The sequence below is a fragment of the Photobacterium sp. GB-56 genome (genome assembly GCF_003026105.1).
Lineage (GTDB): Bacteria > Pseudomonadota > Gammaproteobacteria > Enterobacterales > Vibrionaceae > Photobacterium.
The window spans coordinates 21747-46479 of the sequence record NZ_PYNW01000017.1 but is presented as its reverse complement, the minus strand read 5'-3'; the positions used below and the strand labels follow the sequence as shown (position 1 = coordinate 46479).

The 24733-nt window shown below is 39.2% G+C and carries 18 protein-coding genes; 1 reads left to right on the top strand and 17 read right to left on the bottom strand.

Annotated elements, in window-relative coordinates:
• Positions 1 to 73: 73 nt before the first annotated feature.
• The 10 genes from cvpA to fabB form a co-directional block, all read right to left on the bottom strand.
• Positions 74 to 565 carry a colicin V production protein gene (gene cvpA / locus C9J42_RS18065; protein ID WP_006646399.1) on the bottom strand — a complete coding sequence of 164 codons (492 nt, stop codon included), beginning with the start codon at positions 563 to 565 and terminating at the stop codon, positions 74 to 76.
• 62 nt (positions 566 to 627) lie between these two features.
• Positions 628 to 1284: a cell division protein DedD gene (gene dedD / locus C9J42_RS18060; RefSeq protein WP_107260085.1), complete on the bottom strand. Its 657-nt coding sequence runs from the start codon at positions 1282 to 1284 to the stop codon at positions 628 to 630.
• 51 nt (positions 1285 to 1335) lie between these two features.
• The gene (gene folC / locus C9J42_RS18055) at positions 1336 to 2595 is read right to left on the bottom strand and encodes a bifunctional tetrahydrofolate synthase/dihydrofolate synthase (protein ID WP_107302220.1); all 1260 of its coding nucleotides are present in this window, start codon (positions 2593 to 2595) and stop codon (positions 1336 to 1338) included.
• Positions 2596 to 2785: 190 nt separating this feature from the next.
• Positions 2786 to 3715, bottom strand: coding sequence for an acetyl-CoA carboxylase, carboxyltransferase subunit beta (accD, locus tag C9J42_RS18050; protein WP_107206059.1), 930 nt, complete (start codon positions 3713 to 3715; stop codon positions 2786 to 2788).
• A 141-nt stretch (positions 3716 to 3856) separates the two neighbouring features.
• Entirely contained in the window at positions 3857 to 4642 is a 786-nt protein-coding gene (gene truA, locus C9J42_RS18045) for a tRNA pseudouridine(38-40) synthase TruA (RefSeq protein WP_107206058.1), read from the bottom strand.
• A 196-nt stretch (positions 4643 to 4838) separates the two neighbouring features.
• Positions 4839 to 9062: a FimV/HubP family polar landmark protein gene (locus C9J42_RS18040; RefSeq protein ID WP_107302219.1), complete on the bottom strand. Its 4224-nt coding sequence runs from the start codon at positions 9060 to 9062 to the stop codon at positions 4839 to 4841.
• Positions 9063 to 9311: 249 nt separating this feature from the next.
• Positions 9312 to 10325, bottom strand: a complete 1014-nt coding sequence (locus C9J42_RS18035) for an aspartate-semialdehyde dehydrogenase (protein WP_045127745.1) — start codon at positions 10323 to 10325, stop codon at positions 9312 to 9314.
• On the bottom strand, positions 10322 to 11497 hold the full coding sequence (locus C9J42_RS18030; protein ID WP_107287186.1) for a 4-phosphoerythronate dehydrogenase: 1176 nt from the start codon (positions 11495 to 11497) through the stop codon (positions 10322 to 10324). Before C9J42_RS18030 ends, C9J42_RS18035 begins: the two co-directional genes overlap by 4 nt.
• A 19-nt stretch (positions 11498 to 11516) precedes the next feature.
• Positions 11517 to 12683, bottom strand: coding sequence for a nucleotide sugar dehydrogenase (locus C9J42_RS18025; protein WP_107287187.1), 1167 nt, complete (start codon positions 12681 to 12683; stop codon positions 11517 to 11519).
• A 214-nt stretch (positions 12684 to 12897) separates the two neighbouring features.
• On the bottom strand, positions 12898 to 14112 hold the full coding sequence (gene fabB / locus C9J42_RS18020; RefSeq protein WP_107206053.1) for a beta-ketoacyl-ACP synthase I: 1215 nt from the start codon (positions 14110 to 14112) through the stop codon (positions 12898 to 12900).
• A gap of 332 nt (positions 14113 to 14444) precedes the next feature.
• Between fabB and mnmC the strand changes: the two genes are divergently transcribed.
• A complete protein-coding gene (gene mnmC / locus C9J42_RS18015; protein WP_107287188.1) occupies positions 14445 to 16502 on the top strand; it encodes a bifunctional tRNA (5-methylaminomethyl-2-thiouridine)(34)-methyltransferase MnmD/FAD-dependent 5-carboxymethylaminomethyl-2-thiouridine(34) oxidoreductase MnmC in 2058 nt (685 codons plus the stop codon).
• 72 nt (positions 16503 to 16574) lie between these two features.
• Here mnmC and C9J42_RS18010 read toward each other — a convergent pair whose 3' ends face one another.
• The 7 genes from C9J42_RS18010 to C9J42_RS17980 all read right to left on the bottom strand — a co-directional run bounded on the left by C9J42_RS18010 (position 16575) and on the right by C9J42_RS17980 (position 24733).
• Positions 16575 to 17873 carry a glycoside hydrolase family 18 protein gene (locus C9J42_RS18010; protein ID WP_107287189.1) on the bottom strand — a complete coding sequence of 433 codons (1299 nt, stop codon included), beginning with the start codon at positions 17871 to 17873 and terminating at the stop codon, positions 16575 to 16577.
• A 310-nt stretch (positions 17874 to 18183) separates the two neighbouring features.
• Entirely contained in the window at positions 18184 to 19557 is a 1374-nt protein-coding gene (locus C9J42_RS18005) for an MBL fold metallo-hydrolase (RefSeq protein ID WP_107287190.1), read from the bottom strand.
• A 177-nt stretch (positions 19558 to 19734) separates the two neighbouring features.
• A complete protein-coding gene (locus tag C9J42_RS18000; protein WP_107287191.1) occupies positions 19735 to 20175 on the bottom strand; it encodes a phosphotyrosine protein phosphatase in 441 nt (146 codons plus the stop codon).
• Between the two features lie 76 nt (positions 20176 to 20251).
• Positions 20252 to 22165 (bottom strand): nucleoside-diphosphate sugar epimerase/dehydratase, encoded by a 1914-nt coding sequence (locus C9J42_RS17995; protein ID WP_107287192.1) that lies wholly within the window; start codon positions 22163 to 22165, stop codon positions 20252 to 20254.
• A gap of 49 nt (positions 22166 to 22214) precedes the next feature.
• Positions 22215 to 22805 carry a sugar transferase gene (locus C9J42_RS17990; protein ID WP_233219353.1) on the bottom strand — a complete coding sequence of 197 codons (591 nt, stop codon included), beginning with the start codon at positions 22803 to 22805 and terminating at the stop codon, positions 22215 to 22217.
• Entirely contained in the window at positions 22805 to 23968 is a 1164-nt protein-coding gene (locus C9J42_RS17985; protein WP_107287194.1) for a DegT/DnrJ/EryC1/StrS aminotransferase family protein, read from the bottom strand. Before C9J42_RS17985 ends, C9J42_RS17990 begins: the two co-directional genes overlap by 1 nt.
• A gap of 12 nt (positions 23969 to 23980) precedes the next feature.
• Positions 23981 to 24733 carry a glycosyltransferase family 2 protein gene (locus C9J42_RS17980; RefSeq protein ID WP_107287195.1) on the bottom strand — a complete coding sequence of 251 codons (753 nt, stop codon included), beginning with the start codon at positions 24731 to 24733 and terminating at the stop codon, positions 23981 to 23983.

Genomic DNA, 24733 nt, shown 5'->3' with positions numbered 1-24733 from the left:
TCCAAAATCCTCGTCGTGCATAAAAATACAGTTACCAAATCGAATAAATTTGGTAACTGCTATTAATTTGGCGCTATTTCATGTTAGGTAAGAAGCTTGAACTGTGTTTGATATAGGAAAAAAACCATTCAATGACAACGCCAAACTGTGGGATGAGTTTTGACTGTTTCCACCAATCAGCACTTGCAAACCCTGTAAAGGCATCGAGAAAGAACAATACTGCCGCAACAATTAACACGCCGCGAACCCCACCAAAAACTACGCCCAAAACTCTATCAGTACCAGATAACCCTGTTTTCTGTACTAACTGACCAATAACATAGTTAACTACCGCGCCAACAATCAGCGTTGCGATAAATAAAACGGCAATAGCGCTACCGTTGCGAAGCATTTCATCATGAAAGTTTGTAAAGTAAACCGCAAGCTGTGGGTAGAAATTACTCGCCACAAAAAACGCAGTAAACCAGATAACTAATGAAAGTGCTTCTTTAACAAAACCACGGATTAAACTTACCAAAGCGGAAAAGCCAATCACGGCTAAAATTACATAATCAATCCAGATCATCATGTGTATTTCGTCTTGTTGATGCGTATTCTAACAGAAAAAATGAAGACGCAAACGTTTACTTAAGGTTTTATTGGGCTAAATTGATACAATTTACCACTTAACCCGGTTAATTTTTTCAAGTCATCAATCTTAGCCAAAAGCTTATCTTTTGAAAGATCTGGTCCCACAACAACTTTTACATACTGACCCGGTTGCGCATCTTTAGGTAATAAATGTGCCTGGTAACCATTTAATCGCAGCTTCGCCACTAGTGCGCTGGCATTCTTAAAATTACCAAACGTACCTAATTGGATCATCCAGCCACTATTTTTTAATCCTTGCTCAGACACAACTGCAGGCTCTGGCTTTACAACAGGTTGGGGTGTTACGACAGTTTTTGGTTGCTCAACGGGCACAACAGGCTGTTCAGGTTGAGGTGCTTTGTCTTCTTCAACGGTATAGGTTTCATTATTATCACCTGATGATGTTGAAACCGTATCTTTACCATTATCCACTGTTACTGTGACAGGATCTTTAGGTAGCTCCGAATTTACCGTTTCAGGGTTAGGTATTTGAGTAAACTCCTTTTGATCACCCATTTTAGGCTGCAACGGAATGCTTTCGAACTGCTCTTTATAGTGCTGTTTTTGCCCATCAAAAAGATCAGGAAGAAAAATCACGCCAACGGTTACCAAAATAATGGTACCAATCAGTCGATTTTGAAATTGGCTAGCCACATGGACTCCTATACTATTTAACCACTTTATAATAAAAGTGTTTTTCACTCATTAACGTAAATGACTCGTTATTTGCCCGACAGTGTAAAACGAGCCAAAGACGATTACCATATCATCTCGGTTAGCTTGTGTTAGCGCTTGGTCAAATGCAGCCTCTGGCTTATCAAAACCCATACAATCTGGTGGTAAATACTGCAATATTTCATCGGCAGTCGCCGCTCTTGGGCCCGTTAAAGAAGCGGGATACCAATGATCTACTACATCTTTCATCATTGCGATAGTCGACGCGATATCTTTATCGTGAAGCATCGCAACGACAGCATGAATATGCTTCTTACCTTCTTTTTGTTTCATTCGGTTTAATTGCTGAGCGAAATACTCGGCAGAATGGGGATTATGTGCGACATCCATAATGATCAATGGATCATCACTCACACGCTGCATACGTCCTGGTAATTGAGCTTTACTTAAACCTTGAATAATATTCTCTTCCGAGATATCAAGCTCTGCCGTTCCTAAAGCCATTAATGCTGTGGCTGCATTAGGGAGCGGTAAATTAGGCAGTGGCAAGTGAGATAAATCAAATGCACCACACTGCCAGTTCCAATGGTCATCGGCTATTTGATAATCAAATTGATAACCAACTTGATGTAATTCTGCGCCAATATCATCCGCGTGAGCAGGAACCGTTGCTGGCGGATGAGGTTGGCCGCAAATAGCCGGTTTACCTGAGCGGAAAATACCTGCTTTTTCATAACCAATTACGTCTATATTATCACCAAGCCAATCGACATGATCGATTGCAAGACTGGTGATCACGCTAACATCATGATCAACAATATTAGTGGCATCTAATCGCCCACCAAGGCCAACTTCCAGTACAACAACATCCACTTTATGTGTTTTAAATAGTGTTAACGCAGCAAGCGTACCAAATTCAAATAAGCTTAAACTTATAGAACCACGCGCTGCTTCAACGCTTGCAAATGCTTTGCTATGTTCACCGTCGTCAAGCTCTTTATTATTGATACGAACACGTTCGTTATAACGTACAAGGTGAGGAGAGCTATAAACACCAACCTTATAACCCGCTTCAATTAAGATAGCTTCTAGCATGGCACAGGTTGAACCTTTACCATTAGTACCCGCAACAGTAATAACACAAGGCGCAGGTTTAAGAAGATTTGCTTTTTCACCCACAGCTTTAACGCGATCTAATCCAAGATCGATTGCACTGGTATGTAATTGCTCAAGATATTTCAGCCATGTTGAAAGCGAGGCTGTCGCTTGTGGTGCAGTCAATCCTGACATGAGAAATCATTCACTTGTTTATAAATCACTTGAGCCATAATTTACCATCGAATCTTAAATAACTTAAACCTATGACGATATAAATTCGATTAAACGCCACGTTAATGGCAATAGCGCTATTACATACTCAAAAAAAAACCGCCTAGCGATTAGCTAAACGGCTTCTATATTCATCAATCAATATAATCAATTAGGTGTTTTCTGAATCTTCAGCTTGGACAGTAGCCTCAACAGACTCTGGCTTACTATCGACAGAAACAACTAACGGTGATGCTTGGTTGGTCATTTTGGCAACAAGACCTGCAACACGCTGACGCATTTCACGGCGATCAACAATCATATCAATCGCACCATGTTCAAGGAGGAACTCACTACGTTGGAAGCCTTCTGGTAGCTTCTCACGTACGGTTTGCTCAATAACACGTTGACCTGCAAAACCGATCAGTGCTTTGGGTTCACCAATATTGATGTCACCAAGCATTGCAAGGGATGCTGATACCCCACCCATAGTTGGATCGGTTAACACAGAGAAGAAAGGTAAGCCTTTCGCTGATAAACGCTCTAACGCCGCACTGGTTTTCGCCATTTGCATCAGTGACATCAGCGCTTCTTGCATACGTGCACCGCCACTTGCAGAGAAGCAGATCAATGGGCAGTTATTTTCAATTGCCGCATCCACTGCTCGTACAAATTTAGCACCAACGACAGAGCCCATTGAACCGCCCATAAAAGAGAATTCAAAAGCACATGCAACAATAGGTAAACCTAAGACTTCCCCTTTCATTGCGATTAATGCATCTTTTTCACCCGTGGCTTTTTGCGCGCTATACAAACGATCTTTGTACTTTTTAGAATCGCGGAATTTAAGCTTATCTTGCGGCTCTAGCTCTGCGGCAATCTCAACTTGCGTATCAGCGTCTAAGAAAGTTTCAAGACGACGACGTGCTTTCATACGCATGTGATGATCACACTTAGGGCACACCTCTAGATTGCGCTCAAGATCTGCATGGTACAGTACTTGATCACAAGAGGTACATTTCGTCCAAACGCCCTCAGGAATCGACACTTTTCGTGAAGAGACAATGTTGCTTTTAGTTAGAATCTTTTCAAGCCAGCTCATGAATGACCTTTATTCTTTAATGCTTCCGCCGTCAATGGCCGAAGATACAAATTCATTGGATAACGATCAGAGATTAAAACACAATCTTACTAATCTGTAGATAAAAAACTGGTACTACCTTATCAAGCTAACCCTTGTAACTCAATCAGCTAAGAATAACGGACCTAATGGTACACGCGGTAAATTGTGCTCTTTCGGGTAATCAACATCAACCAAATACAAGCCTTCAGCTTTGGCTGTTGCTCCTGCTAATGTGCGATTTTTTTGCGCAAGTAGCCACTCAATCCACTCTGGTTTTTCTTCACCTTTGCCGACTTTAATTAAGCTACCTGTGATGTTACGTACCATATGGTGAACAAACGCATTCGCTTTGATATCAATGATCACAAAGTCGCCTTGGCGAGTGACATTCAGGTGCATTAAATTACGCCATGGGCTTCGAGATTGACAGTGAACCGCGCGGAAAGACGTAAAATCATTTTCACCCAGTAAGTACTGACCAGCCTCATGCATTTTTTTCTCATCAAGATGGCCGTGATAATGGCTAACACCATTACCTAAAATAGCGGGACGTAAGGCGTTATTAAAAATGATGTAACGATAACGGCGTGCTGTCGCAGTAAAACGAGCATGAAAATCCTCATTCACTTCTGTCGCCCAACGTACCGCAATATCTTTAGGAAGATGAGCATTAGCGCCCATCGTCCACGCCACCATTTTGCGATCAATATTAATATCGAAGTGAACAACCTGCCCCGTGCCATGAACGCCAGCATCAGTTCGTCCAGCACAGAAGACTTCTACTGGTTGATTGGCGACTTTAGAGAGAGCTTTTTCCAAACGCTCTTGTACGCTATCTACATCACGTTGGCGTTGCCAGCCATAATACTTAGCACCATCGTACTCTACACCTAAAGCTATTCGCATAATTTATTCAACTTCGATTAATCAAACCTATGTAAACCACTAACACGTAATTTACGAAACTGTTCCGAATTATAAGTAATTCACAAGATAAGGGAAAGAATAGCGCGATAGGGATAACATAATGCAGCAAGTAAAAATAAAAAAGCACGATAGAATTATCTCTACCGTGCTTGTTCTATCTTAAACAAGAGTGATGTTACAGCTTCAAAAGCAATCTTTTGGCTTCTGCTTGAAGATCTTGTTCAGCATTTTTCGCAATATCCTCTAATAAACCAACAGCACCTTCGCTATCATTCATTTCTAAATAAGCTTTAGCCAAATCAAGTTTACTTGCATACTCACCATTAGTATCAACATCATAGTCACCAATACTGGCTAACATATCAGGGTACTCGTCAAGCCCTACCTCTAAATTTAAAGGATTGGTATCGGGATCAACTTGCTGATGCGATGGGTCATCTTTCATTAATTCATCAATACTAATATAAGATGGTTTTTCAGCTATAGATTGTTCAGCCAGTAACTCACTGGTTGCTACGCTTTCCAGATCATTGGTATGTAATGAGAAGTCAGACTCTAACGAAACAGACTTCACGTCGTCTTTTACCAAATGCGGTTGTTGTGTCCAATCTTCTTGAGCTAACTCAGGCTCAGATACCGAGGTTTGCCATACTTTAGCATCATCATCAGACATCTCATCGTCAAAAGTATAATCTGCTTCTAACTCATCTTCTGTTTGCGTTAATAATCCATCACGTTCACCGTCTTCTAAACCCAGCCCAGAGCGCTCCACTTGCTGTTTGGGTAATTCATCCATTAATAATGGTTCAGTCTCAACATCAGTCGTGTTGTCACTAACCTCTTGTGGCTGTATTGACTGAGATGGGCCTTCATTATCTGCATTATCATTTAATGAATCATCAAACAGTAATGCATCCATATCAAGACCTGCAGAATCAACCATGGTTTGATCCAACTGATCTAATACAACGGGCTTCTCTGTTACCTCAATAGGCTCTTCATTGGGTAAACGTAAACCTTGTTCAATTTCATATTGTTCAAGCTCATGTTGTTCATCCAATGAGGCTTGCAGCGCTTCACCTTCATCAAACTCTGGAATGGTCGTTGGATCGAGTTTTTCAAAAGGATAAACATCCCTTTGAGCAGTATCAAATGGCGATACTTCATTTTCACTAGCAACCGTTGATGCTGGTAACGATGACTCATCAGGTAATTCAGGAGCGGTTTCAGCAACAAAATCTACTGTATTTTCAGGAGATAATTCAGATTTAGGTGAATACTTATCTGCAGCTTCCGCGGCCTGCTGCAATTGACGAATAACATTATCAAGTGCGATTTGCTCATCAATGTCGTTATTCAGTTCTGTTTCGTCAAAAGGCTCAGCATCAGGATCATCCAATGCCGCTTGTTCATCAAATTCAGGTAAATCATCGAGTGATAATACGTCTTGATGAACAGCATCTTCTTGTGGTGATTCATACACATCATCAGCAAATGCTTTTAATGCATCCTCTTCATCAAAAGAAGGAAGATCGTCTACATTCAGCGGTTCATGTGCCTCTGCTGCAACATGACTCGCTAATGCATCTTGCTCATCTAGTTCACGTTCAAGATCTGAAACGGTTAATGGCTTAACATCACTGTCTAGCGATTGACGATAAAAGTCTTCGTCTAAAACATCATCTAAGATCTCATCGAATTTTTGTTCACTACTTGGCGATAAGGTTTGCAGTTCTTCAGTATTTTGTGACTCAAGGACTTCTTTCGATGGCGTATCGCGAGTGTCACTCACAAATTCAGACGTGAAAACATCATTCGGTGCTTCTTCACTTGGCAATTCAGTTACAACTTCAGACCCTAATGTATCAGGCTCTACAGTATCAGCATTGCTTTCATCAGTAAGAGATATGTCTTTTTCCTGTTGAGCATATTTTTCAACATCACTTTCAGGATTAATAACATCCTGTGATTTCTGCTCTAGATCAGAAGCGAATGATGGCGATTCGATAATTTCATCAAGATGTTGATTCTCATTATTAGGAGCATCTTGTTCATCGACTGCTGCTAACTGCTCAGATAAAATTTCATCTAATAATTCAGTACTGGATTCATCAATTGCAATGTGATCTTGTTTTGATGAGATATCAGCATCATTGTCTTTTAATAATTCATCAAGCAATTCAGTACTATCTTCAGCCACTTCTATCGTTGAATCAGATTGTTCCGGTTCATCTTCATCTAAGATCAACTCATCAAGCAATGCTGTACTGTCTTCAGCCACTTCTATCGTTGAATCAGACTGTTCCGGTTCATCTTCATCTAAGATCAACTCATCAAGTAATGCGGTACTGTCTTCTTCAAGTTCAATATCACTACTTAATTCATCATCTTCTACTAACTCATCAAGTAATGCAGTACTACCTTCTTCAAAAACACGTTCATCATCTTGTGTTTCATCCGTCAGTTCATCTGAAACAGTTTGATCTAATTCAGGTAAATCAGCACCAAAGCTACCAAATAATGCATCCAATTCATCTTGGTCAATATTCTCAGAGGTTTTAATTTCAACATCTTTTGACTCATCATTAATTTCAGACGTAACGTGGTCTTGGCTTTGCTCTTCTGCTTGTTGCAAAATTTCATCTAATAATGATTGCTCTAACAAGCCGTTATCTAACTCTTCATTTTCGTTATCTGCTGGCAATGGCTTAACATCGTCATTATCACTAAGATCAAAGTCATCCTGAGATAAATCAAAATCATCGAGACTATTTTCAGAATCTTCATTTTTCGCTGATTCATTGAGAGATTTCTCCCACATTAACGCTAAGGCTTCATCTGAACTTGGCTCGCTCTCATTATCCATTTCATCAAGAGCACGCTCCATGTCTTCTAAACCAATAGCATCATCACCTTTAACTGAAATACTACTACTTAAGTTATTTTCAAAAGCTTCATCAAATTCAATATCATTAACAACTGCTGATTCAGTCTTCGTATCAGCGTCATCGCTAAATTCAGTAACAGACTCTTTTACCTCTTCTTTCTCATTTTTAGTTGACGGATCATTCTTATCATCAATATCTAACGTAAAGTCAGGCTCATTGAATAGATCATCATCCGCAAACAGGTCATCTAGGTCATCTGAAGTATCAAGAGCTTGCTCATCACCATCAATAGGAGGGATGACAACAGGTGCCGTTTCAGCAGCTGAAGCCTCTGGAGCATTTAATGATTTCACCTCATCTTGCTCTTCTTCTTTACGACGCAATAAGAAGAATGCCAACAATGCAGCAAGTAAACCGCCAGGAATAATACCAGCAGCAGCTAATGCCCAAGGGTTATTAGCCAGTGAATCAAACCAGGTTGAAGTAGGTGGTGTCACAGGTTGTGGCGCATTTTGCAGTTGTTTTTGTTGCTCTAAGAAAGTCAGCAGTTCTTGGCGTACATCATCGCTATCTTTAACTTGATCTTTTAATGCATCAACTTCTTGTTGCATTTCCGCTAAGCGTAAACGAAGCATGTGGTTACTTTCCACCAGCTTTGTCATTTGCTCATCTGTCATCGCTTTTTGCTGTTCTGATAATTCAGGCTTGGCAGGAATAGCCGTATTTTCTACATTATCAACATCAGCAACTTCAACGTTTTCAGTTTTAGGCGTTTCAGAAATAATCGCGGTTGATTCAGCTGGTGTCGCTGCACTAATCACAGCAGCAGTTGTTGCTACCGCTACCGCTTTCTCTATTGTTTTTGCTGGAACATTTGTTGTTGAGTTAGCCGTTTCATCAACTACCGCCACAGGCTTTACAACTGGCTCTGCGGGCTGTGTGCTTTTTACGTCTTTTTTCGCTGCTTGCTCTGCTTGTATTTTTTGTAGTTCTTCAGGCTTAGGCTTTAATTTTACAACACGTTTTTGACTAGCTGGCTTTGCTTTAATATAGGGTGCACGTCTTTTATCCGCTTCTAATTGACGACGGATCAAGCTCTCTTTCTCGTTCTTAACCTGGCTTAATGTTGGCATAACCAAGGTACTACCAGGGATCAATCCATGAATATTGCTGTTTTCAAATGCTTGTGGATTAACGTGATAAATAGCACCGATAACTTGGTATACAGATACTGAAGCATTAGGACGATTTCGAGATGCGATTGACCACAAGGTTTCTTTTTCACCTGTAGGGCCATAACGACGAGTAGAAAGTGGTGCAGTGTTAGACTGCGAAATTGAACGCAGATCAGGTGTATCAATACCTCGGCTCGCTTGCGAATAGGATCCATCCTCATTCGACGGGCCAATAATCCGAACAGTATTCGCATTCACCACAGGCAAATAAGAAGAAATGGTAACGAAAGCTACCGGTACAATAAAGCGCTTTACTATCTTAGGGATATCAGACACTGCCTGCGTTCCTCTCTGGCAGAGATAAATAAGCCGAAAACGTTAATTCAATGAACGCATTTCGAAACAATACGAGTTGCTTATATGTTCTACAAACTACACATATAACGACAACATAAAGAAAATCTTAAGGTTGTTATGGCTAATTTTTGCTAGCTGACGATGTATGTCAAGTGACTACTTAGGGTTTTACCAGCAAGATCATGGAAATGAGAAAGGAGCAATCTCTTGCTCCTTTTTTTATTTCTTTTACAAATATTCTTCAATTAGCTTTTCAGCAATCTGAATACTATTTGTTGCCGCACCTTTACGAACGTTATCAGCTACAACCCACATATTCAGACCACATGGGTGACTAATATCTTCACGGATGCGACCTACCATCACGTGATCTTTACCTACTGAATCTGTTACCTGTGTTGGGTAATCAGTACCATGGAAGACTTCAATACCATCAGTATTTTCAAGTAGATTAATTGCATCTTCGATAACAACAGGTTGATGCGTTTCAACATGAACCGCTTCTGCATGACCAAAGAAAGCAGAAACACGCACACAAGTTGGGTTAACACGAATACTTGAGTCGCCAAGAATTTTTTGTGTTTCCCACACCATTTTCATTTCTTCTTTGGTGTAACCGTTATCCATAAACTCATCGATATGAGGTATGCAGTTAAATGCAATTTGCTTGTCATAAGCACTGTTTTCAGCTGGCAAACCATTTAGCAATTTTGCTGTTTGACCGGCAAGCTCATCAATTCCCTTACGACCAGAGCCAGATACCGATTGATAAGTCGCAACATTAATACGATCAATACCATAAGCATCTTGAATTGGCTTAAGAGCAACTAACATTTGAATCGTAGAGCAATTGGGATTTGCAATAATATTACGGTTGCGGTAATCAGCAATCGCTTCAGGGTTTACTTCAGGGATCACTAACGGAACATCATACTCATAACGGAATTCAGATGTGTTATCGATAACCACTACACCAAAATCTGTGGCAATAGGCGCCCAATGACGTGATGCTTCAGCGCCTGCTGAAAACAAAGCAATTTGAACTTGGCCCCAATCGAAATCTTCCACGTTCTTCACACGGATTGATTTACCTTTAAAACGTAACACTTTGCCAGAGCTACGATCACTTGCCAGCAAGTAAAGATTGCGAACAGGAAAATTACGCTCTTCTAGCACCTCGACCATAGCTTCGCCGACAGCACCTGTTGCGCCTAGTATTGCGATATCATATTCCTGACTCATTGAGTGACCTCTACTACTGTAAAACCTAATTTAGCCAGCGACTCTACCTCAAAATCGGCCTTGCCTGCTACTGTAATTGCACTATATTCACGGCGATCCCAGTAGTTTTTTCGCATCATATCAAAAGCAGTGGCCATTCTGCTGTTATCGTCACCAGCTAGCTGCATTTGACGACGGAACATACCGTCATCTTTACGTACATCATACACCAATTGGGTAAGGCTAAATAAACTTGCCTCGTCCCATTGACGACTTAATTCAACTTGAGGAATTGGCGCAACAGGCAATAGTTCACTCGCATCTACCTGCTTATCAACACCTAGAAACTCACAAAAGCGGTTGAAAACCATGGTTGTTCCACGCGCTTTACCTTCAAGCCCATATCCAGCCACATGCGGTGTCGCAAAAGCTAAATACGGTAGTAGCTCTAAATCCACCAATGGCTCTTGCTCAAACACATCAAGTACTGCTGTAAGTGCCTTCCCTGTACCATTATGAGAAGCCACTAAGGCCGCTTTTAAAGCACTATTATCAACAATAGGACCACGTGCCGCATTAATTAAAATAGCATTGGGTTTTAATGCATTTAGAAAAGCGTCGTTGACTAAGTGATGAGTTGGAAACTCGACATAGCGAGTTAACGGGGTATGGGTTGTGATGACATCACACTCAGCAAGTAGCGTTTCAACTGAATCAAATTGACGTTCATCGCCTTGCGCTTGCTTTAACGGATCGTTAAGCAGGTAACGAATACCTAATGCATCTAAACATTTCGCCAAATATGAGCCAACATTACCAGCACCAATAATCCCAACAGTGCGATCAAAAATAGAAAAGCCTTGTTGCTGCCCTAATACCATTAAGCTACTCAGTACGTACTCGGCAACACCCACTTTGTTACAGCCTGGTGCTGCAGTGAAAGTAATACCACGCTCAGCTAATAGCGGTTGATCAACATGATCTTGTCCTGCTGTTGCAGTTCCCACAAATTTTAACTTATCGGCTTTTTCTAACAGACTGTTATTAACTTTCGTCACCGAGCGGATCATCAGGGCATCAATCCCTACCAAATCATCAGCCGTTAAATTTCGACCTGGTTTGGCGATGACCTCACCAAGCTCACTAAACAACGCCAACGCATACGGCATATTTTCATCAATAAGGATTTTCATTTCAGCTTCCCTGCTTTACTTAATCAGCCCCGAATAAATCTCGGGTATATACTTTTTCTTGTACATCTTGAAGTTCAACCGCCATACGGTTCGAAACAATCACATCAGACATCGCTTTAAATACATCAAGATCTTTGATGACTTTAGAATTAAAGAATTCATCTTCTTCCAGTACCGGTTCAAACACCACCACTTCAATGCCTTTGGCTTTTATGCGTTTCATGATGCCTTGAATACTGGATGCGCGGAAATTATCAGATCCTGATTTCATAATTAAGCGATAAACGCCTACAACTTTAGGCTGTTTAGCAATAATTGAATCAGCAATGAAATCTTTACGTGTGGTATTCGCATCCACAATCGCACCAATAATGTTATTCGGTACATCACGGTAATTCGCGCGTAATTGCTTAGTATCTTTCGGTAAGCAGTAACCGCCATAACCAAAAGATGGATTATTATAATGATTGCCAATGCGAGGGTCTAAGCCTACGCCTTCGATAATCTGACGACTATCTAAGCCTAATGCTTCTGCATAGCTATCAAGTTCATTAAAATAAGCCACACGCATCGCAAGGTAAGTATTGGAAAATAATTTTACCGCTTCTGCTTCTGTAGAATCTGTAAATAAAACGGCAATATCTTGTTTCTCTGCACCTTGTTTTAATAGTCCAGCAAAGATCTCAGCTCGCTCAGAACGTTCACCGACAATAATACGAGAAGGATGTAAATTATCGTACAGTGCACGACCTTCACGTAAAAACTCTGGCGAGAACATAATATTTGTAATGCCGAACTGCTTTTTAATACTTTCTGTATATCCAACAGGTACAGTTGATTTAATTACCATAATCGCTGATGGATTTTTCTCGTTCACATCTTTAATAACGGCTTCTACAGAGCTGGTGTTAAAGTAATTAGTGATAGGATCATAATCGGTAGGGGTCGCTATAATAACAAACTCAGCGCCATCATAAGCATGTGATGCATCAGCTGTCGCATTAAGATTCAAATCCTTATTTTTTAAAAAATCTTCAATTTCCTTATCAACAATTGGGGATAACCCTTGATTGATTAATGAAACCTTTTCCTCAACGATGTCTAATGCAACAACTTCATTGTGTTGAGCTAAAAGCACTGCATTTGACAGGCCTACATAACCTGTACCCACAACTGTAATTTTCATACTTAACCTCAGTAAACTAATGTGCAAGTAGCTACTATTATCCTTGCTAACTGGCTATTAGTTTAACTGAAAATAGACTAAAAGAACAAAGTCACAATCTAGACATGTTAATAATTCTTCAATGTTGGCATATAGTTAAAAAAAAGAGCCATAAATTACTTTATGGCTCTTTTCCATTTTTATAAATACTAGAATTAATCTTAATCTAGTTTATTTACGCTTCGTATTTTTTAATCACTAGTGTTGCGTTAGTACCACCAAAACCAAAGCTGTTAGACATTACCGTCTTCAGTTCAACATCACGCTTCTCAGTCACAATATCAAGACCTTGTGCTGCTTCGTCTAGGTTATCAATATTGATGCTTGGTGCAACAAAACCGTGCTCTAACATCAATGTTGAATAAATCGCTTCGTGCACACCCGCCGCACCCAATGCGTGACCCGTCATGGCTTTTGTTGCAGAAATTGCAGGGCTGTTTTCGCCAAATAGCTCTTGGATTGCACCTAACTCTTTCACATCACCAACAGGCGTTGATGTACCGTGAGTATTGATATAGTCAACAGGCGCATCTAGATCTTGCATCGCCATCTTCATACAACGAACTGCGCCTTCACCTGAAGGTGCAACCATATCGTAACCATCAGATGTTGCGCCATAACCGACGATCTCACCGTAGATTTTTGCGCCACGTGCTAGTGCGTGTTCTAGCTCTTCAACCACAACCATACCGCCACCACCAGAAATCACGAAACCATCGCGATCAGCATCATAAGTACGTGATGCTTTTGATGGATCATCATTATACTTGGTTGATAGTGCGCCCATTGCGTCAAACATCATCGTTAATGACCAATCGAGCTCTTCACCACCACCGGCAAAAACAACGTCTTGTTTGCCCAGTTGAATTAGCTCTAATGCGTGACCAATACAGTGTGCAGATGTTGCACATGCAGAGCTCATGGTGTAGTTAACACCACGGATCTTAAACGGTGTAGCTAAACACGCAGAAACCGTTGAAGACATTGTACGGGGTACCATGTAAGGACCCACACGTTTCACGCCTTTTTCACGTAGCGTATCAACTGCAATGTATTGGTTATGCGAAGACGCGCCACCTGAACCTGCCACAAGACCAGTACGCTCATTAGAAACTTGATCTTCAGCTAAGCCTGAATCGGCAACCGCTTGTTCCATTGATAGGTAAGCAAAAGCTGCAGCGTCACCCATGAAACGCATTTTTTTACGATCAATATGTTCTGCTGGGTTAATTTTCAAATCACCCCAAACATTTGAACGTAGTTTCATTTCAGCAAACTGCTCAGAAAAATTAATGCCTGACTTGCCTGTTTTCAATGACTCTAGTACTTCTGCAACGTTGTTACCAATACTAGATACAATGCCCATGCCTGTAATTACGGCTCGTTTCATGATGACTTCCTACTAAAATTAATTGGATATAGCCTAACCGTGAACTTTCTCTACGGTGGATTTTCTCCCAAACGGCTTTAAGATGCGCGTTCATAACAGCAATTTTACCGTCTTAACGGAACATCATATCTTAAAGCGGTTTGGCGTTTGTTATACCGAGATAACAGAGCTATCGACTATAACGGCTTTAGTGGTAAAAAGTGGTCAGCTTTCCTGATATTCGGGTACAATCGGTTCAAAATTGCCATTTCTTTCTATATTACGCCTAAAAGTGGTGATATTTAAACCAAGTTTTTCATAATCGTTTGTCCGTTATAAAAGAGGTTTCCCTTTTGTCTTCTTCACAACAAGAAAAATCCCCCTTACAAATTGAAAATGCCGTTCTTGATTGGAATGATGTGGGAACCCCCGTCTCAAATAACTTTGATGATGTCTACTTCTCCAACGTTAATGGATTAGAAGAAACGCGCTATGTTTTCATTAAGCAAAATGGCTTACCTGAGCGCTGGATTGACGGCGATCGACGTCGTTTTGTTATTGCAGAAACAGGGTTTGGTACCGGATTAAACTTTTTAGCCGTATGGAAAGCGTTTAAAGATTACCGTTCTCAATATCCTGATGCCACAACCACAGAGCTACACTTTATCAGCTTTGAAAAATTCCCGGTAACTCAGCAAGATTTGATTAAAGCCCATCAAGCATGGCCTGAACTTGCAGAGCTTGCAGAGCAGCTTCATGCTCATTACCCACCCGCTATTGCAGACTGTCATCGTATCGTATTAGAAGATGGCATGATCACCTTAGACCTCTGGTTTGGTGATATCAAAGATTGTATGCCTCAAGTATGGGTTGGCGATGAGGGTATCGTCGATGCATGGTTCCTTGATGGTTTTGCCCCTAGCAAAAACCCTGAAATGTGGAATCAAAACTTATTTAACGGCATGGTTAAAATGGCACGTAAAGATTGTAGCGTAGCAACCTTTACCGCTGCGGGCTTTGTTCGTCGAGGGTTAATAGAAGCCGGTTTTGATATGCGCAAAACCAAGGGCTTTGGTACTAAACGTGACATGATCGTAGGTCACGTTGTTGAACGTCAGCATAAAACGAATATTATGCCTTGGTATAATCGTGAAGCACAGACAGAGCCAAATGCAAATATTGCGATTATTGGTGGTGGTATCGCATCTGCAACTACCGCACTGGCTTTGCTTCGTCGTGGTCAAAATGTCACATTATATTGCGCTGACAATGAACTTGCTGAAGGTGCATCAGGCAACCGACAAGGCGCTGTCTACCCGCTATTGAATGGCAATAATGATAAGTTATCCCGTTTTTTCTCTAGCGCTTTTATCTATGCTCGACAACTTATAGAGCAAGCCGCAATTCACAGCGATTTTAGTCATAACTGGTGTGGCGTAACTCAACTGGCGTGGGATGATAAATCAAGCCATAAACTCGCAAATATCATCAATGGTGGTTTTGCATCTGAACTTGTTCATCATCTCGATAAGGAACAAACCAAACAAATCACGGGTATTGAAACCGGTTTTGAAAGTGTTCATTACCCACTTGGCGGATGGCTATCACCTAAAGAGTTAACCACAGCGTTAATTGAACATGCCGTTAATGAAGGGAAACTGACGCTACAAACACAAAAAGAATTATGTCAGCTAGAACAAGTTAACAAAACTCAATGGCAACTGACTTTTACAGATGGTAGTGAAACGCGGCATAGCACGGTTATTTTGGCTAATGGTCACCGCTTTAATCAATATCCTCAAACCCAGCAGATCCCTGCTTCTTCTGTACGCGGGCAAGTCAGCCACGTGCCGACCAACCCATCACTGGGCGAGCTAAAAACGGTGCTTTGTTATGACGGCTATCTCACTCCAATAAATCCAGAAAACCAAAGTCACTGCATTGGAGCAAGTTACGATCGTCGTAATATTGATCTTAATTTTAATGAAAACGACCAACAAGATAACAAGCAACGGTTAGTAAACTGCTTACCTAATGTTGAGTGGCCTAAACAAATTGATATCGATGGCTTTGATGTTCACAACAGAGCACGTGTTGGTATTCGTTGTGCAGTACGAGATCACTTACCGTATGTGGGTAATGTTTGTCGTTATGATGATTTATTACAGCAATACGATGATCTTAGAGATAATCAAACGTCAGCGAAAGGTGCCCCAATCTATAGCAATCTTTTTGCTATTGTTGGTTTAGGCTCTCGTGGATTAAGCTCAGCACCATTACTCGGTGAACTCTTAGCATCGCAAATTTGTGGTGACCCACTACCACTACCACTTGACGTACTTGGAGCGCTCCACCCAGGTCGCATGTGGGTTAGAAAGCTACTTAAAGGCAAAGCAATTCAGGCACTATAAATTAATAAAAAAGCGCAATGACTATCCTCTAATTACTAGCGGATAACTTATTGCGCTTTCTTTATTTTACCGTTACTTCAATTCTGCCGACATAACATTCATTAGTTCATTATTTTCATCGCCAGATAAATCCCATACAAAAAGACCTGCAAGCTTGTTTTTCTTCACCCAATCAGCTTTGGCTTTTACCGAGCGTGAATCATCATAACTAATAAAGACTTGTTTCTCTTCATTCCACAAGTAAGGTGCCTCAGCTTTCTCGTCATAACCTGAGATATAGCCTTGTGCTTTTGTATAGTTACGTTTTAAGTCCCAATACATAAAGTAACCAGGCTCTTGTGCTGACGTACCAAAACTTGCACCTTGCGTAGAAGAAAGCTCTTTCGGAATGACTTTGCCATCAAATCCTTTGGTTCCTTCCCAGCCTCTACCATAAAATGCCGCACCAACAACTAATTTATCAGCAGGGATCCCCAGAGAAATCATTTTATTCACAAAGACATCGGTGCCCATTCCCCACCAACCATTATCCGTTGCATGAAGATTCGTTAAATGCCCTGTTTGTGTCCCCCAGCCACCTAAATAATCATAAGTCATCGCAAACATATTAGTTAAGTGCGGCGCAACAGCAGCCCAATCAATTGACTCTGCTTTACTTCCTACACCAACAGCAGTAGAAAGCTCATATTCACGCCCTGTTTTCTTCTCTAAGTTATCTAACTCAGAACGCAGTGTTTTAACTAAATGGGTATACGCTTCTTTTTCTGATGCTTTCTGCCCATCCGATAATTTAGTATCAGGATTCCAAGGAGAGGTTGTTAAACCGCCACCACCTGGGTACTCCCAATCTAAATCAATACCATCGAAAAAATCATACTGAGCAATAAGTTCAACAGCTGATTTTGAAAAGTGCTCAATCGATGCTTTATCTTTTGCCATTGCATGGAAAGGTTCAGACATTGTCCAACCACCAAAAGAAGGCAATATTTTTAATTCCGGCTTTTCATTTTTTAAATCTTTAAGCTGAGCAAAATGTCCTTTATAAGCAACCTTAGCTTTCGTCGGCCCAAAATCTTTCTGTAATGCTGATACTTGATCAACTATCACCGCACTAAAAGGCTCTTTACCCTGACATGCAGCTTCAATTTGTTTCTGTACCGCATCACTCGCACCTTGATGTGGACCACACATGCTTAAAAAAGCATAAATAACATGAGTAAGCTTATCTGCAGGAATATCTTTAACAGTATAAGGATTAGCTTCATTATTGTATTGCCAGTCGGCAAAGTAACCCGCAACAACAGGAGAATCAGCGGCAACTGCTGAAGAGCTTAATAGAGCGGCTATCGTAAGAGGTAAAATCGCTTTCATAAATGTCCTTATTTATCATTATAACTAGCGGCTAATGCTTTTAGCTTCACAATAAAAACAGAACAACAGCTAAGATAACAATAAGCCAATATAGAGTAATGACTACCTTAGTTTGAATATTGATAAGAAGGGATAAATAAAAAGCGTAAAGACTAAATTTTAGATATTTTTCAGATTCAGCTCTTATTTATAATTGAAATGAAATTTAAACCATTAATTTTATTCAATACAAAGCATCTTATTATATTGAGAGCAAACAGCGTAATCACTCTCAAAATAAAGACATTAGAAATACTATTGAATCATATTGCTATTCATGAGCAGCAATAATGATATGGGCTTCGGGCTTACAGTCTTGTAAACATTTTGCCAGTTGTGTTTGCGCAACAACATCACCATGAACAACACGGATCACTGTAGGACCCTCATTGATCCCAGCAACAAACTTGACTAAATCATCTTGTGCAGCATGAGCCGAATAGCCAGACATTTGATAAATATTAGCTCCAACATCTATCGCTTGATTATGTATTTCAACCACTTCATCGCCATCACATAACGCACGTCCCAGTGTTCCTTCTGCTTGATACCCTGCAAAAATGACATCCGTTCGTGAGTCTGATAATAACGCTTCTAAATAGTTAACAATCCGACCACCTGCACACATTCCACTTGCGGCAACGATAATCGCGGGCTCCCCTGAATGCTTTAAACGATTAACTAACTCGATATGATCTTGATGTGTTTCTATCGTAATACACTGTTCAAAAGAAAGAGGATGACGCCCCATATAACGACGATCTTTTGCTTCTTTCGACCATAACTCTTGAAAATGGCGATATTGCTCCGTCACTTTCAACGCCAATGGTGAATCTAAGATCACTGGCAATGATTTCCAACGACGATAGGTATTATCATGACTAGAACCTGTTAACACATCGGCTAATATATTCTCAATATCAAATAATAGCTCTTGTGTACGACCTACACTAAAAGCAGGAATTAAAATTGCTCCGCCATCTTGTAATGAATGTTCTATAATTTTCCGCAAATGAGCTTCACGTTGCTGGGTATCATGTAGGGCTTTGTCACCATAAGTACTTTCAATCACAAGCACATCGGCTTTTTCAGGAGAAACAGGATCGGTTAATAGTGGTGTATTACAAGGGCCGAGATCGCCACTAAATACTACAGTATTTTGTTCTGGAAGCTCGACTTCTATATAGGCAGAACCTAGAATATGACCGGCTTGACGAAAGCGAACAGAGACACTATCTCCATTTAATAAAACGACTTTCGCCCAACAATCATAAGGAACAGGACGTATTTTTTGCTGAATAAGTTGTGTAAATTGCTGACATTGCTGAGAGTTAAAACCTAATTGGATTTTTAAACCATCTTCAAGCATTAATGGCAATAATGCTGCCGTTGCTTCTGTCGCATAAATTGGACCGGTAAAACCAGCGGCAAGTAACCATGGTATACGACCAATATGATCAATATGGCTATGAGTGATCAAGAGCGCTTCAATACGTTTAACATCGAATTCAATATCAAACTTATTATTCTTATTTTCAGCACCCTGAAACAGACCACAATCAATTAATAGGCTGCTATTACCAATCACTAACTCATGGCACGATCCTGTTACGCCAGTTTTTGCTCCATGGTGAATAATATCCACGAACATTCCTTGTGTTTATATTTCGTCCAATTTTTGATAATGACAGAGCCATTACCATGATAGAAATATTAACAACTAGAATCGGATCAAGCTCACGAAATCAACGAAAAACAATCTTGTAACACGCAAATAACGCACTACTGACTCAATAAATAAACCATATTTATAAACGGAAGATTAAAGTTTAGCCACCCACGCTTGTGAGGCTTGTTCCACTAACATTAATGAATGCTCAAACGCTTCACGACTTTGCCGATAAGGATCAGGAATATCACGTTGACCAATCCATTGCCCGAATAGCATAGTTTTACCTCGTGCTTCAGGCGCAATATTGGTCACAGCTTCAATATGGCCTTTTTCCATCACTAAAATTAAATCATATTCATAACATAATTCAGGCGTTAGCTGCTGTGCTTGGTGATGAGACAAATCCACATCATATTGCTCCATCACCTCACAGGCTATCGTATCAGCACTCTTGCCAACTAATCCACTTTTTTGGGCTGCAATACCCGCAGAAGCGATGTGTTTGGCCGGTAACTTTTTATGCAATATACGTTCACCCGAAGGAGAGCGACAAATATTACCCACGCACACCACGAGAATTTTGTTGAACATGGTTAACTCCGTTTAAATAGATATAAAAAAGGCCAATTATTTTATAACAATTGGCCTTAATTAATATGCAGTTCAATTAACTATTTTGCTGATTTCGTTTCCAAACCACATCACCAATACCATCTGTTGGTTTAAAGTCAGTTGGCGCATCAAGCAAAATTTGGCGGATATCTTCATGTTTAAAATCATGACAAGCTTTATCCAGTAAATCTAGAATATGCTGATACTCATCTAAAAATAAGAAACGCTCATTAGCCGTCATAATTCGGCTATGATCGGTTTCGCCTACATTATCTCCAATCAATAGCTCTTCAAATAATTTCTCACCAGGACGAAGACCCGTATATTTAAGTTCAATATCACCAAATGGATTATCTTCAGTCTTCAATTCTAATCCAGATAACTTCACTAGATTCTCAGCTAAATCGACAATCTTAACGGGTTCACCCATATCCAGAACGAAAACGTCGCCCCCTTTACCCATCGCGCCAGCTTGTATAACTAACTGCGCTGCTTCAGGAATAGTCATAAAGTAACGAATAATATCAGGATGGGTAATGGTAATTGGTCCGCCTTCTTTAATTTGACGCTTAAAAAGAGGGATGACAGAACCAGAAGAGCCTAGCACATTACCAAATCGTACCATGCAAAAACGCGTTCCAGCTTCTTTTTTAGCTTCTTCAGAAGCTAACGCTTGAAGACCAAGCTCAGCCATACGTTTTGTTGTACCCATTACATTTGTAGGACGTACCGCTTTATCTGTTGAAATTAGAACAAAAGAAGAAACACCCGCATTAACCGCCGCTTGAGCTGTATAATAAGTACCAAAGACATTATTTCTAACACCCTCAACAACATTATACTCAACCATTGGAACATGTTTATATGCTGCTGCATGATAAATAGTATCAACGCTAAAGGTCTTCATTATTGTTTCTAAACGATTAATACGTTGAACAGAGCCTAATAAAGGCACAATCTCAACATCTAACCCACGCTTTAGTACATATTCTGCCAACTCTTTCTCAATGCTATATAAACAATACTCAGAAAGCTCAAATAATAATAATGACTTTGGCTTACACTTAACGATCTGACGGCATAACTCTGAACCAATAGAACCACCTGCACCAGTAACCATTACAACTTTATCAGCTATATTTGCCGACATTAAGTCTTCACGAGGCTTAACAGGTTCACGACCTAATAAATCTTCAATTGCAACATCTCTTAATTGATCAAGAGATACATTATCATGAACAATTGAATCAAGGTTCGGTATAGAAAGTACTTCTACAGGTAAATTAACTAATGACTCAACAATTTCACGACGTTGGGAACGACTAGCGCTTGGAATAGCTAATAAAATTTGCTTAACATCACCTTTATTAACTATACGTACTAACTTTGATGGATGATAAACATTCAGTCCTTGAATAACTGAGTTTTGTAATTTTTTATTATCATCAATATAAGCGATTGGATTTAACTCGTCCCCCTGACGTAATAAATTTACTAATTGGCGGCCTGCTACACCCGCACCATAAATCATTACATTTGGTTTACGTTTCATACTCCGCTTAGTAAAACTAATTCTAACACATAACCTAGCCCCACCAGATAATATAAAGAGAAGACCAAAGTAAATAATAGATACAGTTCTTGGTAGCTCTGATGTATTAAAATAAGCAATCAATACAAGAGTAATCGTAGAAAGTAAAATACCAGTAGCAATAGTTAATATTGAGTCGGCACTCATATATCTTAAAACTGCACGATAAAAACCGATCTTAATAAAAATAAATATAGTTATTGCTGATAATAAAGTAACAACAACCCAATTGTCAGTGCTATATATAGGATAAAAAGAGCCTAAACGAACCCAAAATGCGCCCCAGAACGCAACTTGAATAAAAGCTAAGTCAATAACGATACTAATTAATCTTTTATAAATTCTAGGGATCGAAAATATAAAGTCAAATAAAGACATTCTCGCCTCATTAAAAAAGAGGGAAATGATTATTCATTTCCCTTATTGGTTATTTTAATATTTTTTTAAACGTGTCTAATATTATTAGTACATCAGAAGAAACACTATGATTATTCACATACTTGATATAATAACTAGCTTTAATTGGCATAATTTCAGTAATATATGTTTTTCTTGGATCATTAGAAGAATCTAATAACTCAGCTTCATTTGTAAATTCAATTGATGCCCTATCAGTAATTCCAGGTCGAACAGATAGAATAATTCGTCTTGTTTCATCATCATACTCATTCATGAAACTAGGGACCTCTGGTCTAGGTCCTACGATACTCATATCACCAATTAATACATTAAGTAATTGTGGTAACTCATCTAATTTACTTTTACGCAAAAACTTACCACTATGAGTTATTCGAGGATCATCACCAACAGTAACTTGTAGTCCCTTTTTTTCAGCATCTGGAATCATTGTTCTAAATTTTAAAATTTTAAATAGTTTACCATTTAAACCAACACGTTCTTGTTTAAAGAAAATTTCTCCCTTACTGTCAAATAATATCCAGATCATTATAAATATAAATACTGGAGATAAAACAAGCAGTCCTAGAAAAGAACTTAAAATATCAAACAACCTCTTCATTATTTTTTATGCTCTAATAATAATGATCTAACTGTATCAATAACAATATTAACCTCTTCATCAGTCATTGAAGCATAATTAGGTAAACTAACAATGCGATCAGAAATACGAGATGAATTAGGGAACTGTTCATCTGAAAGATAAAAACTATCCTTCCAATAAGGCATTCGATGCAAAGGAATATAATGAACTGATGTCCCTATATTTTTTTCTGACAATTTTCTAATGAATTCATCACGTCCAATATTAAGAACATCCAAATTTAATTGGAGTACATATATATGCCAGGCATGAATATCGTCAGGGTTAACTAAAACAGGTGTAATTACAGGTAAAGAAGAAAATGCTTTGTTATATCTATTAGCAATAGACTCTCTTGCTTCTTGAAAACACTTAGCTTTTTTTAATTGGTGAATACCAAGAGCTCCACAGACATCCATCATATTATATTTAAAGCCAGGAGCAACGATTTCATAATACCAACTTGGCTTAGAGCTAGTAAAACGATCAAATGCATCACGATTGATACCGTGAAGACGCATTATTTTCATTCGCTCAGCTAGTTCTGGATCATTAGTCGTAATCATCCCTCCCTCGCCAGTAGTTATGGTTTTATTTGCATAAAAACTAAATACAGTAATATCAGATAAGCTACCTATAATCTTACCATTATGAGTAGTTGGCAAAGCGTGAGCTGCATCCTCTACAACTTTGACGCCATATTTCTTAGCTAATTTAGATATTTCTGTAATATTAGCAGATTGTCCAGCATAATGAACAGGCATAATCGCTTTCACATTACTATTATTTTTCAATGCTAATTCTATTTCTGCTGAAGATATATTGTAAGAATCAGATTCAATATCAACAAAAATAGGCTCTGCTCCTAAATAACGTATGACTTCAGCAGTAGCTGTAAATGTATGTACAGTAGTAATTACTTGATCACCAGGACCTACTCCAATCGCTTCAAGAGCAAGATGTAATCCTGAAGTTGCAGAGTTTACAGCCAGAGCATATGAAACTCCCACATAATCTTTGAAGTCATTCTCAAATTGAGCAACTTTAGGGCCTGTTGTTAACCAGCCAGATTTTAGAGTATCAATAACTTCATTAATCTCTTCGTTATCTAATACTGGGCGTGAATATGGTATAAATGACATAGTTTCTCAATCTCATTTCTGTAAACGTTTTAAAACACCATTAAAGGCATAAAAAATAAAGTTCTTAATTCTACTGTGGATGGGTAGCTTCTTCACTTTTAAGTATAACTTTAGTGTTCTCCACGCAATAATAAATTTGTTACCACTTATTTGGCCTTCACGAATTCGATAACAAACTAAATCTTCATTAAGACCATTAGCATAATACCCTCTAGATAATAAGGTAAGCCATAAATTTGTATCTTGTCTTGTTCTCATCGAATGAAGCCTGAAATCACCAACTTTATTTTTATTTATTAAAGATGTAGACATGCCAATTTCAGTATTTCTCATATATGAGTTTAGATCAACTTTATCGCTTACACTTACATGACCTGATATTTTATCTCCATTCTCATCAATAAAAGAATAACTTGTATGAATAATACTTGCATCTAGAGAAATCATCAATGACATTTGTTTTTGTAGCTTTTCAGGATGCCAAATATCATCTGAATCCAAAAAAGCAATATATGAAGATGTTGCATTATCAAGCCCTATATTACGAGCTCTTCCTGCTCCTCCATTTTCTGGTGCTGATATTACTTTTATACGTTCATCACCTTTAAATTTTTCTAAAATTATTTTTACTGAATTATCAGTAGAACAATCATCTATTAATATATATTCCCAATTTTTATATGATTGTTCAACAACCGATTGGATTGTTTCAACAATATACTTTTCAGCATTGTATACAGGTGTAATTATTGATACTTTATGCAT